The sequence below is a fragment of the Arthrobacter sp. 35/47 genome (assembly GCF_000520475.1).
Lineage (GTDB): Bacteria > Actinomycetota > Actinomycetes > Actinomycetales > Micrococcaceae > Arthrobacter_D > Arthrobacter_D subterraneus.
Genome location: NZ_KI914586.1, coordinates 66852 through 80675 on the forward strand (window position 1 = coordinate 66852; position 13824 = coordinate 80675).

Below are 13824 nucleotides of genomic sequence, written 5' to 3' on the forward strand. Positions count from 1 at the left end.
CAGGTTCGACTGCTCCGGCCGTCAGGTTCCGCTGCTCCTAGCCGGCAGGCCCGACTCCCGTCGCCGCGCGGATTATCTCCTCAAGCGTCTTGCTGTCCGCGAGATCGTGCGGCCGCACCAGCAGATCTTCGCCCACGTAGTAGAAGGCGGCCCGCACAGCCTCCAGTGGAACATTCATGAGGCGCGACCATGCGAGCCGGTATACCGCCAGCTGCATGGCTTTCGCGTCCCGGTCCGCGGCTGCGGGCGGCCTCCCCGTCTTCCAGTCAATGAGATCCCATGCGCCGTCGTCGTCCCGGAAGACAGCATCGATCCGGCCGCGGACAACCACCGGTCCAACGCGGGTCTCCACCGGGACCTCAATGCCATGGGGCAAGCGCTGAGCCCATACCGACTGCCGGAACGTAGCGGTGAGCTGTTCAAGCTTCAGTCCATCGTCCACGAAAGCGTCAGCTGCCCCGGGGAACTCCCCCAGGTCCAGCATGCCTGTCGTGCCATAGAACTCCTCGATCCACGCGTGGAATGCCGTGCCCCGACGGGCTGCTGATCCGGGACGGCGCGGGACCGGCCGCCGCAGTCGCCGTGCCACGGCCGCGCTGTCCTCGGTGAGCTCCACCATCAGGGATGCGGAGATGTGGGTGGGGAGCTCAACAGGTGGAGCAGTAAACCGTGCCTGCTGGCGCGCGAGGGCTTTGCTGACCTCCTCGTCCCAGCGCCCGGCCGCGCCGGTGCCCGTGCGGCCCGCCGTACTCACGGCGCCCGCCCGCTGATCATCCGCCGCTGCGCGGACAGCCTCCGCCGCCTGCTCCATGGAACTGCGGCGCGCACCCAGCGGGTCAGTAGGCCACAGTGCCCGGTCGCTCTGGGCACGTGCCGGATTCTCCTCCCCCACTGCGTCATCGCCAACCCAGGCGAGTTCCCGGTATCCGGGTGCCCCGGACTCGGCCAGTTCCCGCAGCTGTTCGAGGTAGCGCGACGGAGCTGTAGGCCGTGAGCGCCCTCCACCCCACGCAGAGGATGAGCACACCAGTACGTGGCGTGCCCGGGTCAGCGCAACATACGCGAGGCGCCGCTCCTCCCGCTCGGTGTGGGTCAGTGCGTCCTCTGCGAACAGGCTCTCGCTGTCGAGCCAGGACTTCTGGTCCGGCTGGTCCCAGTCCCACTGAGGAAGTTCGGCTGCGTCCCCGCGCAATGGCCACGGCACGGAGGCATCACCGGAACTCCACCGGGAACCGGTTCCGCTGGGAAAGGAGCCCTCATTCATTCCCGGCACCAGCACAACGTCCCATTCCAGCCCCTTGGCCGCATGGACTGTCAGCAACTGGACCGCCTCCCTGCTGGTCTCAAGGGCCGTAACGGGCAGCCCGTCCTCCTCGGCATCGGCGGCCTCCAGCCAGGCCAGGAAAGCGGGCAGGTCGACGCGGTCGGAGGTCGAAACGAAGCCGCTCACGGCATCAGCGAAGGCGTCAAGGTTGCGCCTGGCCTCATGCACGCTCACACCCGGTTTTGCCGCAAGCTCAATATCCAGCAGCAGCGTCTGCTCGATTTCGCCGATCAGGGTGTGCAGGTCATCCCCGACCGACTGGCGCAGCACCCGCAGTTCGTCGCGTAACAGGACGAGCCGTTGCCTCGCAGTGTCTGAAAGGCTGCGCCCGCTGCCGGAGATCCATCCTGCGGGCGGCAGGTGATCGACGGCGTCGACCAGGCTCGCCGGTTCCGCGTCCTCGGTGGGCGCCGTCGCCTCGGCATGCCCACCTTCCCCGGGCTCGTTGCCGCCGCCGGCCCCGCCTTCCCCGGGCTCGTTGCCGCCGCCGGCCCCGGCTTCAGATTCCGGCTGGTCTCCGGTGCCGGTCCGAAGCGCATTCATCCTGACGTCACGATCGAAAGCCAGCTGTCGCGCCCAATCACCCAGCGCCATCAGGTCTGCAGTGCCGAGACGCCAGCGGGCACCGGCAAGCAGCCGGAGCATCGCGTCGGAGCGTTCCGGATCACCAAGAACCCGCAGCACCGACAGGATTTCGATGATCTCCGGGGTGCGCAGCAGCCCGCCCAGCCCGACGATCTGGACCGGTATTCCCGCCGACTGCAGCTCCCGGCGGAGCGGCTCGAACTGCTTCCGTCCGCGGCAGAGCACTGCAATGGTGGGGCGCAGGGGCTGGCCGTCGTCGTCCGTGTCGAAGTACCGGCGCCGCTGTGCCTCGATGATCCGGGTCAGTGCCCCTGCCTCGTGGGCAAGCGGATTGTCCGGCGCGGAGGGATCCCGTGGGTCAGCCGCGCTCTCGCTCAGGTACCGCGCAAGGTACACCTCGCCAACCGGTGCTTTAGGGCGTGGGAGCAGGGCGGGGACCTGCAGCTGGTCGCCGCGGGTGAGCCAGGGCGGCGGAACGTTGAGTGAGTCGGCCACCGCGTTGGCTGCCAGCAGAATGCTTGTGGAGTTCCGCCAGGCGACGGAAAGGTTCACCATGGGGGCAGGCTGAAGACCCGTGCCGTTGCGGACGGGGAAACGCGATCTGAAGGTGCTGAGCTGTCCCGCCGATGCCCCGCGGAAACCGTAGATTGACTGGTGGGGGTCGCCCACCGCGGTAACAGACCTGCTGTCGCCGAACAGCTGTGAGAACAGCGTCATCTGGGCGTGGGAGGTGTCCTGGAACTCGTCAAGGAGTACTACTGTGTACTTCTGCCGTTCAACATCGACGGCCTGCGGAACCTCGCCGGCTATCTGCGCGGCAAGGGACACGAGGTCACCGTAGTCGAGGTGACCCGACTGGAACTTGGCGGATGCGTAACGCTCCACCAGTTCGGTCACGGTGACGCGGGTTCGGAGTTTGTCCAACAGCGACCCAACCCGCTGGGTGGGAGGTTTGGATTTTCCGGACTGATAGGGGCGGGCGCTGATTGAGTCGATCTGTTCCTGCAGCACTGATCTCACCGTTGCGGGATCCACGAGGTGCTCGGCGCATTCCGAGGCCATGGTGAGTACCGCTCTGATCAGTGTCCCCTTGGCTGCAGAGAGGTGTTCCCAGGGCCCCTGGTGGGACTCGACAATCCGGCCCGCCAGCTGCCAGGACTGAGCGGTGCCCAGCATGACGGCGTCACGTTCCACTCCGATGCGCAGCCCGTAGTCCTGCACTATGCCGTTTGCGTAGGCGTGATAGGTGGAAATGGTGGGTTCCAGCAGGTCCTCTCCGCTGCCCGACGCACTTTCCGCCTGCGTCCGGTACAACAACTGCAGCTGCTGCCGGATGCGGGCGGCCAGCTCTCCGGCCGCCTTGCGCGTGAACGTGACCCCGAGGATCTGTTCAGGACGAACCAGTTTGTTGGCAACCAGCCACACCACGCGGTCAGCCATGGTTTTGGTCTTGCCGGATCCAGCCCCCGCAATAACCAGCAGCGGCTGCAGCGGCGCTTCGATGATGCGGGTCTGCTCCGGCGTGGGGAACAGAATCTCTGAACCGGCGTCACCGGCCAGCATGCGGGTCAGGGCCCTTGCGGAGAGCTGGCCGGTTCCATCGGCTGCCGCTGCGCCTGCCTGGGTTGTCTCCACACTCATTCGGTCACCTGCCTTCCTTCGACACAGAGCGGACAGATCTCGGGGAGCCGGCAGCCCCCTCCGCCATGGCTGGACCGCCCCGGGTCATGGACCGCCTCGAAAGCAGCAGCGGCCATGAGACTTGCGGCCTGCCCGATCATTTCGTGTGCCCAGGACTCCTCAGGGCCAAGCGGCGGCTGGTTCTGCACCTTGGGAGACTTTGCGCTGGTGCCCAGCTGCACGAGGGCCGCTCCCCCGCTACCCGGGGCAGCAGGTGAACCTCCGGCTGAATCGCCGTCCACCTCGCTGAGCCCCCCGGCGGTCGCAGCCACCTGGTAGGCGGCAAGCTGGGGGTGTGCCGGAACATCCGCGTCCCGTGGAGCGTTCCTGCCGGTCTTGAGGTCGACGATAAAGAGGCAGCCGTCGTGGGTGATTTCCACCCGGTCCACCTGTCCCCGGAGCCGGGCCGTCCGCGCTCCACCGTCCGTCATGACCGGCAGATCCACACTGAAGCTCACCTCGGTGCTGGCCAGGACCCTGCCGGCCTTCCTCATTTCCACCAGATATCCGCCCAGCTTCCGCACCATCTCTCCGGCCCGGCGCAGGTCCGCTTTGGACTCCCAGGTATCTTTCATGCCGAGGCTGGGCCAGCGCCTGACCAGCTCCGCGACGTACTGGTTCCCGGTGCCGTCCGGAATGTCTTGTGCTATGGAGTGGACCAGCGTCCCCAGCGACCGGGCGAAGTCGGTGGGACGCTCTCCGCCTGCCGCGGAGACAAACCAGTTGAGCGGCGAAGCCAATACTGCCTCGACTTTCGACGGCGAGACAGGGATGGCAGCCTCGGGAGGGACCACCGGTCCGGTCGATGACAGTCCAGCCAGGCCCCACCACTGATCGGGATCGGCACCCGGCACCCGCGGTTCGTGCAGCACCATTGTGCCGAGATGACGGACCGCCTCCGCTGCAGCCCCTGCATTGCGCCCGGGCTGCTGCGCATACCTGCGCAGTTCCGCCACCAGCGCCCGCAGCGTCAGCGGCCGCTTGACCTCCGTGCGTGGACGCTCATACCTGCCCGGAGGGAGTGGATCAAGGATGTCGAGGAAGGATGAGGGCTGCTGGTCCTCGGATGACACCGCGATACACACCAGCTCCTCGGAGGCACGGCTGACCGCAGCGGAAAAGGTGCGCAGCTCATCAGCCCGGGTCAGCTGCATGAGGGACAGCGGATCACGGTGGTGCCGGAACTGACTCCCATGCTCGAGCAGAGCGACGAGGTCCCCCGAACCGAGCAGCTCACCCCGGATCCGGAGATTCGGCCAGGTGCCCTCCTGTACGCCGGCCACCAGTACCACGGGCCACTCACGCCCTGCCGCAGCAGCCGGCGTCAGGATTTCGACGGCGGCTCCCTTCTGCGCCCGGGCGGCGAGGGTGTCCATCGGGAGCTCCTGGCTGAGCAGGTATTCCAGGAAGCCCGCCGCCGGAGCGCCCGGCATCTGGTCGACGTACCGCTCCGCCGTCTGGAACAGGGCGACGACGGCGTCCAGGTCACGGTCAGCGCGTGCCGACGGGGGCCCCTGCCGGAGCGCGGCTTCCTCCCACCGCGGTGAGAGCCCGGAGGCTGACCAGACTGCCCACAGAACCGTCTCGGGAGTGCTTGCGTCATCCTCGATCGCTTCCCGTCCGGCGTTCAGCATCAGGGAAAGCCGCCGGACCGGCCGGAGTTGCGGCCTGTAGTCATCGACGGTCTTCCCGCTGAACAGATCGACGATCAGCTGATCGGAGTCCCTGACTCCACCGGCGAGCCGTTCCTCCTGCCTGAGCAACTGGCGCAGGCGCCTGATCTCAAGCGGGCCCGCACCCCCCACCCTGGAGGTCATGATCGACACAGCCAGTTCGGCGTCCAGCTCCCTGACCCCGGTGACGACGGCGAGAATGTCCAGCAGCGGCCGCACGGCGGGTTCGTCGCGGATTGCACGTTCAGCCGGCGGCACACTGACCGGGATGTCCTGGCCGGCAAGATACCGCTGGAGCTCCGCCACCTGTGCACCGGTCCGGGTGATGACCGCGATGTCACTGAAACTTCGACCCTGTTCCACATGGGCTTCGAGTATCCGCTGCGCAACGTAGCGCTGCTCGTGATAGCCGGAGTCCACCACGTGGACCGATAATTCCGCACCTGCCGGCCGGCTGGGCCCGCATTCACCCTGACTGGAACCTCCGGAGAGCTCACCCTGACCGGAACCTCCGCCAGGTTCCGCCAGCCTGCGGTAGCCCACTGGTGTTCCGCTCACCGGTGTCCTCGCCGCCACGGACACCCACCCCGTCGCAAGCCTCCCGGTCAGACGGTGTGATCCGGTGAGCTGGGCCATGCGAACCTGGCCGAGTTCTTCGGGCAGGCGTCCAGCGAGGTCGGGGCGTGCGCCGCGGAAACCCTGGACCGCGGTGTCCGGGCAGGCCGTGATGAAGGCGTCCTTTCCTTCCGCAAGGACACCGCACAGAGCATGCATGGCGGTGTTGGACTCCTGGTAGTCGTCGATCAGGATCAGCTCATATCTGCTTCTCTCCTCTGCGCAGAAACCGGGGTCGGTCTCGAGAATGCCCCGGGCGGCAGTCAGAATACCGGCGGGGTCGAATGCCTCGGGCATGCGGAGATCCAGCACATCCCGGTACTGGCTGTAGAGCGCTGCCGCGGCCACCCAGTCGGGGCGGTCGAACCTGAGGCCCAGATCGGTCAGGTCATCCGCATGGAGGCTGTACTCACTGACGCGGTCGAAGAGTTCGCGGACCTCCTGCCGGAAGCCCCTGGTCCCGAGGGCGAGGCGCAGACCGTCCGGCCAACGGGACTCGAGCAGACCGAGCCTGCGGTGTCCGTCCAGAAGCTCCCTGATGATCAGATCCTGTTCCGCACCGGAGAGAAGCCGCGGGGACCGTGCCAGCTCGGGCAGCAGTCCAGCTACGCGTGCCCTCCGGATGAGGTCGAAGGCGTAGGACGACCAGGTCCGGGCCGGCGGAGCGCTCAGGCTGCGCTCGAGGCGGGCAGTGATGGAATCGCGGAGACGCGCCGCCGCCAGCCTGGTGGGTGCCACGATGAGCATGCGGTCCGGTCCCGTATCACCGTTCAGGATCCGCCTGACCGCCAGCTCAACGAGAACCTGTGTCTTGCCGCTTCCCGGTCCGCCGAGCACAAGCACCGGGCCGGAGCCTGCCCCGAGCGACACGATCTCCGCTTGTTCCGCACTCAGCACAGGGCGCTGCGGGCCTTCTGCCATGCCGGAGGACAGGCGCAGGCCGGCGTAGGGAGACGCAGGGGCAACAGCCGGGGAACGGTTCATGGTCCTACCCCATCATCTGCCTCTGACAGTCCCGCCGGGGAGAAGGAATTACCCGCGGTCCCAGCCGCCAGTGCCGCGCGGATACGCTGCAGGTCCCGCTGCTGGGCAGGATTCGGGTTCCACCGGGAGACGCGGAGGTCGACGCGCGTGCCGTCGGCGCCCGCGGAACGACCGGCGGTTCGCAGGGCGGTTGACTCCTCGCGGTAGTGCCCGACGGCGGTGGACTCAAGTCCCTGCGGCAGCCTGCCGTCCGCGCGAAGCACACGCCACCACGGCACGTCCGCGCTTCCTTTGGACATCACCGCGCCCACCTGGCGTGGACCGCCCCGCTCGAGAATTTCAGCGATGTCGCCGTACGTGAGCACCTTTCCCGCCGGAATGAGGTTGACGATGCTCAGGACCGCCTCCTCATAGTCCAGAACCCGCTCGCGCACCACCCAAGACTAGCGAAGGGAACCCGGCCGCCGCGCCGCGCCCGGATCCGGCAATAGGGAAAAATGTCACAGCCGGCCGATAGCGTCCTGACCATGAACAGCTGGCACATACATCCCAGGGCAGCCTTTGATCTCGAGACAACGGGCCGGGACCCGCTCACCGCACGGATTGTCACCGCCTCCATCATCCTGGTTGACGGTCGCGGTGGAATTCTGGAACATCACGAGTGGCTTGCTGACCCGGGGGTGGACATCCCCGCGGAAGCAACGGCTGTCCACGGAATTGCGACCGGCACCGCCAGGACGCACGGTGCCCCTGCGGCACAGGTGGTGCACCAGATCGCCGGGGTTCTCGGCGGGTACTTCCGCGGAAAGATCCCTGTACTGGCTTTCAACGCCCGTTATGATTTCACAGTCCTCGCACAGGAGGGCCTCCGGCACGGCGTGCTCACTCCCAACCCATTTCCCGTTCTCGATCCCTATGTGATGGACAAGCACGCGGACCGGTACCGTCCGGGAAAGCGCACGCTTACTGCCATGTGCGGGCACTACGGCGTTCTCCTGGAGAATGCGCACACTTCCGCCGCGGACGTGATGGCAACCCTCGGAGTCGCTGCAGTGCTGGCCGAGCGGTTTCAGCAGCTCCGCCGTCCGGCACCTGAGCTGCACGAACATCAGGTGACCTGGGCCCTTCGCCAGGCTCAGAGCTTTGAGGCGTACCTCCGCCGCCAGGACCCCGACGCGGTAGTGGAAGGCAGCTGGCCCGCAATCGCTTCCTGATGTGCGGCCGGGATCATCCATCAGTCCGAAAAGCAGCGGCAGCCACCCCTCGGAATCGCAGATTCTTCGACACAGGGGCCTGAAAGGGCCGAGCCAGGGCCCTGTACGTGATTCCGGGCACTAAACTTCAGTCGAATCTTTCGCCCGTGCCACACTTAATGGGCATCATGACGCGCCCGTCGCACCGGTTTCCCGGGCGGCTGGGACCCACGGATATCCCGGGCAGCGCGTCCAAAGATACTTCTTTCCTGCTCGCCTGAGCAGCGGAGTTCGCAGAGATCCTGCAACCCCGGACAGCCTGAGGACCAAATGATCACAGTCACGAACCTGCGCAAGACCTACCGTCAGGGTGAACGTACCGTCACAGCCCTCGACGACGTCACCCTTTCGGTACCCAAGGGGTCGATCCACGGCATTGTCGGGCACTCCGGCGCCGGCAAGTCCACCCTTGTCCGCTGCCTCACCCTCCTGGACCGTCCCACCTCGGGCGCCGTCGTCATCGACGGCCGGGAGCTGACCGCCGTTCGGGACTCGGAGGTGCGCACTGCGCGGCGCCGCATCGGCATGGTGTTCCAGCACGCCAATCTCATGGACTCACGCACGGCAGCGCAGAACGTTGCGCATCCGCTCGAACTGGTGAAGACCCCGAAGACTGACGTCAACCGCAAGGTGGCAGAGCTGCTCTCGCTGGTGGGCCTGACCGAATTCGCCGATGCCTACCCTTCGCAGCTCTCCGGCGGACAGAAACAGCGGGTAGGCATCGCGCGGGCTCTGGCATCCGATCCCGATGTACTCCTATGCGATGAACCGACGTCAGCATTGGACCCCGCCACCACCGAAGACATTCTCACCCTCATCCGCAGCCTCACGCATACGCTGAATCTGACGGTCCTGGTCATCACCCACGAAATGCACGTCGTGAAGCGCATCTGCGACTCCGTGTCCCTGCTGGAGCGCGGCCGGATCATTGAACACGGACCCCTCCGCGAGGTGGTCAGCCAGCGGGGTGGATCCCTCGGGAGATCGCTGATGCCGCTGCCCGCCGGCACCGTCGGCGAGGGTCTGCCCGAGCTGGAACTGCTCCTGGTCGGAGATACCGCGTCAGCGCCCGTCCTGTCCGAGCTGACCCGTCGCTTCGATGCCAACGTCAACGTGATTGCCGGAACCGTCGAGACTCTCGGCGGGTCACGGTTCGGCCGGCTCCGTGTCGAAGTCGATTCCCCCCGTCCGCTGAGTGAAATCACCGCCTACCTTGAAGGCGCCGGCGTCCATGTGGAGGTGGCAGCATGAGCCTGTTCGACGACCTGTTCCAGAATCCCGGAATCACCGAGGCCCTGCCTGAGGAGTTCCTCGCAACCCTTCAGATGATCGGGATATCGGGTTTCTTCACCCTGCTGGTCGGTCTCCCGCTGGGGATCTTCCTCCATGCCAGCAGCCCGGGCGGGCTGCGGCCGATGCCTGTCACCAACCGGATCGTGAGCGACGTCGTCGTGAATATCACGAGATCCATCCCCTTCGCCATCCTCATGGTGTCGCTGATCCCACTCGCCCGCCTGCTGACCGGTTCATCGATCGGGCCCGTGGCCGCCTCGGTTTCGCTCAGCATCGGTGCCATCCCCTTTTTCGCCCGCCTCGTGGAGACGAGCCTGCGTGATGTCTCATCAGGCAAGATCGATGCTGCCCTGGTCATGGGTTCAACCCGGCTGCAGGTCATCACCAAGGTCCTGATCCCGGAGGCACTGCCTTCCCTCATCTCAGCCTTCACCACCACGCTCGTCACCCTCGTGGGCTATTCGGCAATGGCCGGAATCATCGGCGGCGGCGGACTGGGCAGGCTCGCCTACAACTACGGCCTGCAGCGGTTCGACACCATGGTCATGGTGGTGATCATCGTGATCATCGTCGCCATCGTGCAGGTCATCCAGATCGTCGGCGACCGGCTCGCACAGCGTGTGGACCACCGCACTGCCGCCACCGCGGGAGCCGGCCGCAGCAGGCGCGTCCGTCGGCAGGCAGCAGCGAACGACGTCGTCGGCGTCTAAAAATTCTTCCCCCGCCTTCAGTCGGGGCCACAACAGCCGGTAGCAGCCAGCTGTCACTTCCCCGGTGCCCCTGATCCGTTCAGGGCCCGGTTCTACGAAAGGAACGCACGATTTCCATGCGTAAGCAGTTCTCGCTGGCAGCAGCCGGCCTGGCCACTCTTCTCACCCTCTCCGCCTGCGGGGCAGGCGACAGCGCTCCCGCCGCCGTCGAGACCCTCGATCCGGCGAGCCCCGCAACGGTTTCCGTGGGTGCCAGCCCCGTGCCCCACGCACAGATTCTGGAGTTTGTCCGCGACAACCTCACCGAGGGCACCGGGATTGAGCTCGAGATCCAGGAGTTCGACGATTACACCACCCCCAATATCGCGCTGAGCGAGGGCGACCTGGACGCCAACTACTTCCAGCACCTGCCCTACTTCGAGAGCCAGGTCGAGAACCAGGGGTACGAATTCGCCCACGGTGAGGGCGTGCACATCGAGCCCTACGCAGCCTTCTCGGAGAAGCACGACGACGCCTCGGCCATCCCCGAGGGCGGTCGCGTGGCGATCACCAACGACCCGTCGAACCAGGCGCGTGCGCTCACCCTCCTGCAGGAAGCAGGCCTGCTCGAGAACATCGAAGCGGACGCTTCGGTGCTGTCCCTGACCGATGAGCAGAACCCGTTGGGTCTTGAGTTCGTCGAGAACCAGCCGGAGCTGCTGCTCAATGATCTGCAGGACCCCACGGTGGACCTAGCGATCATCAATGGCAACTACATCCTCGACGCCGGTCTCAGCACGGACGATGCCCTGGTGGTTGAGTCCGTCGAGGGCAACCCGTACGCCAACTTCCTCGCCTGGAACACCTCGTCCGAGGGTGATGCACGCATCGCCAAGCTCGAGGAACTGCTGCACTCCCCTGAGGTCAAGCAGTACATCGAGGAGACCTGGCCCAACGGCGACGTCTCCCCCGCGTTCTAGGACCGGCGGACTCCGAAGAAACCGCGGCGGACCACGAGAAACCGCGGACGCAGACCGCACTCACACCGGAACGGCCGGCAGACCCACGGGTCCTGCCGGCCGTTCCTGTGTTCCCGGTAGAACCCGAAGGAACGCTCAGACGCCCGGTGGCGTTGCCCCCGCCGATGCAGCGGCCCGCGCGGCGGCAGGCAGCGCGGCCAGGATGTGTTCCATCGCGGCGTCGTCGTGCGCGGAGGAAAGGAACCACGCTTCGAAGACCGACGGCGGCAGATAGACACCCGAGTCCAGCATCGAGTGGAAGAAGGGCGCATAGCGGAACGTTTCCTGTGCCTGGGCATCCGCGTAGTTCGAAACGCCCCGTTCGGAGGTTCCGAAGGCGATGCTGAAGAGGTTCCCGGCGCGCTGAACGGAATGATCGACGCCCGCCCGGTCCAATTCCTCCGACACCGCTGCAGAGAGCTCCAGCGAACGCGCATCGATGAAGCGGTACACCTCGTCCGTGGCATGGGTCAGCTGGGCCACGCCCGCCGCCATGGCCAGCGGATTACCGGAGAGCGTGCCCGCCTGGTAGACGGGGCCCAGCGGCGCCAGATACTCCATGACGTCCGCCCGTCCGCCGAGCGCAGCTGCGGGAAGACCGCCGCCGATCACCTTGCCGAAGGTCAGCAGGTCCGGCGCCCAGCCTTCACCCTTACCGGTCAGTCCCCAGTAACCGCCCGGACCCACCCGGAACCCGGTCAGCACCTCGTCCACGATCAGCAGCGCGCCGTGGTCCGAGGTGATCCGGGACAGCCCCGCGTTGAATCCTGGGGCGGGCTCCACCACCCCCATATTCGCGGGAGCTGCTTCGGTGATGACCGCCGCGATCGAGGAGCCGTGCTCGGCGAAGGCCGCTTCCACTGCCTCAAGATCGTTGTACGGGAGCACCAGGGTTTCTGCGGCCGTGGCGTCGGTGACGCCGGCGGAACCGGGCAGGGCGAGCGTCGCCACGCCTGACCCGGCGGCGGCGAGCAGTCCGTCGAGGTGCCCGTGGTAGCAGCCTGCGAACTTCACAATCAGGTTCCGGCCCGTGTAGCCGCGGGCAAGGCGCACCGCCGTCATGGTCGCCTCGGTGCCGGTGGAAACCATCCGAAGGCGTTCGACGGCGGAAACCCGGTCCTGCACCAGCTGCGCCAGTTCCGCTTCAGCCGGGGTGGACGCTCCGAAGGAGAGACCGCGATCAGCTGCCTGGTGCACGGCATCGAGAACCGCCGGATGTGCGTGTCCCAGCAGTGCCGGCCCCCACGAGCACACTAGGTCGACGTACCGGCGTCCGTCGGCGTCGGTCACATACGGTCCCTGCGCCGAAACCACGAACCGGGGAGTGCCGCCCACGGAGCCGAAGGCCCGTACCGGCGAATTGACGCCGCCGGGCATGAGGGTCTGTGCGCGGGCAAAAAGGTCCTCGGACCGTGTCATTTAGTTGCTCTCCTTCAGCCAGGTGGCCAGTTCAGTTGCCCAGTACGTGAGGATGATCTGCGCACCGGCACGTTTGATACCCAGTACCGACTCCTCGATGGCACGGCGGCGGTCGATCCAGCCGTTCGCGGCGGCGGCCTCGATCATGGCGTACTCCCCCGAGATCTGGTACGCGGCCACCGGGACAGGCGACATCGCGGCGACGTCCGCCACGATGTCGAGGTAGCTCATTGCCGGCTTGACCATTACCAGATCCGCACCTTCCTCCAGATCCAGCTGGACCTCAAGGAGTGCTTCCCGGCGGTTGGCGGCGTCCATCTGGTAGGTCCGGCGGTCTCCGGTCAGCTGGGAGTCCACAGCCTCGCGGAAGGGTCCGTAGAACGCGGAGGCGTACTTCGCCGCGTAGGCCAGGACGGCGGTCTCCTGGTGGCCGGCGTCGTCCAGGGCTCGGCGGATCACCGCCACCTGGCCGTCCATCATGCCGGATGGACCGAGCATGTGGGCACCGGCGTCGGCCTGGGCCACGGCCATCTGCGCGTAAAGGCCCAGGGTGGCGTCATTGTCCACCGACCCGTCATCAGCCACCACGCCGCAGTGTCCGTGGTCGGTGAATTCGTCGAGGCACACATCGCTCATCACGACGAGCGCATCCCCCACTTCGGCGCGCACGTCCGCGATCGCCCGGTTGAGGACCCCGTCGGGATCGATTCCGGCGCTGCCGGTCGCGTCGCGGTGCGCAGGAATGCCGAACAGCATGATGCCGCCGACGCCCAGTTCAGCGGCTTCCGCTGCCGCCCGCCGCAGCGTATCCGTGCTGTGCTGGACGACTCCGGGCATCGAGCTGATGGACACCGGCTCGCTCAGTCCCTCACGGATGAACGCGGGCAGGATCAGCTCTGCGGCGTTGACCCGGTTCTCCGCGGTCAGCCTGCGGATCGCCGGAGTTGAGCGCAGCCGGCGGGGCCGGTGCTGGGGAAAGCTCATGTGTTAGTTCCTCTTCCGATGATTGACGACGGCGGTGCGCACCGCATCGGCGATGCCTGACGGGCTGGGGGACGCGGCCGTTGCGTCGATCCTCATCCCGAGTGCGGACGCTTCCCGCGCGGTCCGCCGCCCGATGGCGACAGTCGCTACGGACTCAGGCAGCGCTCCCATCATGGCATGCAGGCGGACCGCGATGCTGGGCGAGGTGACGACGACGGCGTCAACCCTCCCCTGCCGGATGGCCGCCGACAGTTCCTTCCGCCCGCACGTCCCTGCGGGTGTTCCGGGAACGTCCCCGCCTACCCG

The 13824-nt window shown here is 66.7% G+C and carries 10 protein-coding genes; 4 read left to right on the plus strand and 6 right to left on the minus strand.

The genetic code is table 11. From position 1 onward, the window contains the following. Positions 1-37: 37 nt before the first annotated feature. From X803_RS17715 to X803_RS17720, 3 genes are read right to left on the minus strand one after another with little or no spacing between them, the layout of a single operon-like run. A complete protein-coding gene (locus X803_RS17715; RefSeq protein WP_051470440.1) occupies positions 38-3550 on the minus strand; it encodes an ATP-dependent helicase in 3513 nt (1170 codons plus the stop codon). Beyond that, positions 3547-6861 (minus strand): ATP-dependent helicase, encoded by a 3315-nt coding sequence (locus X803_RS0104235; RefSeq protein ID WP_026544169.1) that lies wholly within the window; start codon positions 6859-6861, stop codon positions 3547-3549. The genes X803_RS17715 and X803_RS0104235 overlap by 4 nt, the downstream gene beginning before the upstream one ends. Beyond that, positions 6858-7295, minus strand: coding sequence for an MGMT family protein (locus tag X803_RS17720; RefSeq protein WP_216699025.1), 438 nt, complete (start codon positions 7293-7295; stop codon positions 6858-6860). The genes X803_RS0104235 and X803_RS17720 overlap by 4 nt, the downstream gene beginning before the upstream one ends. A 93-nt stretch (positions 7296-7388) precedes the next feature. Between X803_RS17720 and X803_RS0104245 the strand changes: the two genes are divergently transcribed. The 4 genes from X803_RS0104245 to X803_RS0104260 all read left to right on the plus strand — a co-directional run bounded on the left by X803_RS0104245 (position 7389) and on the right by X803_RS0104260 (position 11076). Then, complete coding sequence (locus X803_RS0104245) at positions 7389-8075, plus strand: 3'-5' exonuclease (RefSeq protein WP_026544170.1); 687 nt, start codon at positions 7389-7391, stop codon at positions 8073-8075. Between the two features lie 309 nt (positions 8076-8384). Continuing rightward, entirely contained in the window at positions 8385-9365 is a 981-nt protein-coding gene (locus X803_RS0104250) for a methionine ABC transporter ATP-binding protein (RefSeq protein ID WP_026544171.1), read from the plus strand. Beyond that, a complete protein-coding gene (locus X803_RS17725) occupies positions 9362-10117 on the plus strand; it encodes a methionine ABC transporter permease (RefSeq protein WP_035777897.1) in 756 nt (251 codons plus the stop codon). Before X803_RS0104250 ends, X803_RS17725 begins: the two co-directional genes overlap by 4 nt. A 116-nt stretch (positions 10118-10233) precedes the next feature. Then, positions 10234-11076: a MetQ/NlpA family ABC transporter substrate-binding protein gene (locus X803_RS0104260; protein ID WP_026544172.1), complete on the plus strand. Its 843-nt coding sequence runs from the start codon at positions 10234-10236 to the stop codon at positions 11074-11076. A 135-nt stretch (positions 11077-11211) separates the two neighbouring features. Here X803_RS0104260 and hemL read toward each other — a convergent pair whose 3' ends face one another. The 3 genes from hemL to X803_RS22080 form a co-directional block, all read right to left on the minus strand. After that, complete coding sequence (gene hemL / locus X803_RS0104265) at positions 11212-12534, minus strand: glutamate-1-semialdehyde 2,1-aminomutase (RefSeq protein ID WP_026544173.1); 1323 nt, start codon at positions 12532-12534, stop codon at positions 11212-11214. After that, complete coding sequence (gene hemB, locus X803_RS0104270; RefSeq protein ID WP_026544174.1) at positions 12535-13518, minus strand: porphobilinogen synthase; 984 nt, start codon at positions 13516-13518, stop codon at positions 12535-12537. A 3-nt stretch (positions 13519-13521) separates the two neighbouring features. Next, the coding region (locus X803_RS22080; RefSeq protein WP_035777899.1) for a uroporphyrinogen-III synthase at positions 13522-13824 on the minus strand (303 nt) is incomplete at its 5' end.